The 547-nt window shown below is 50.5% G+C and carries 1 protein-coding gene; it reads left to right on the forward strand.

The window, feature by feature from the left end:
* On the forward strand, positions 1-516 hold a 516-nt coding region (locus AAC01S_RS18560; protein WP_157071314.1), incomplete at its 5' end, for an IS1595 family transposase.
* Positions 517-547 lie beyond the last annotated feature (31 nt).

Raw genomic sequence — 547 nt, forward strand, 5'->3', positions numbered from 1 at the left:
ATCGTTCAGGTCGATGATTTTTATCTGGGCGGCGAGAGCAAAGGAGGTAAGCGCGGGCGCGGTACGGAACAGGTTCCTGTGGTAGCTGGTGTCTCCTTAAAGAAGGGAAAGCCGCAGTATCTGTTCATGGATGTGGTGAGCGATGTGGGCAAACGCTCCGTGCTGGACGTGCTCACCAAGCGTATCGAAACAGGCGTCATCTTGGAGACGGACGGGTGGCCGACCTACGCCAGTTGTGCTGAGGAACTAGGAGCACAGAGCCATCTGGTAACAACGTCAAAAGACGAGAAGAAGAACGAAACGTTCCAGTGGTTGGACAAAGCGATCAGCAACTTCAAGAAATTTATCGACGGCACGTATCACGGTCGTCAAACTGACGACCAACTATACATGGAGGAATACACTTATCGGTACAACCGACGGGGATTCGGCCACCAACTAGCTGAGCGTCTATTACGGGCTTGCGTAGCAGCTAACCTAAATAATTCCATGTACTCTTTGAAAGTGGGGACATAGCCCAAATAACTTATGAGACTTGATATGTATG

The organism is Alicyclobacillus acidiphilus NBRC 100859 (assembly GCF_001544355.1).
Taxonomy (GTDB): Bacteria; Bacillota; Bacilli; order Alicyclobacillales; family Alicyclobacillaceae; genus Alicyclobacillus; species Alicyclobacillus acidiphilus.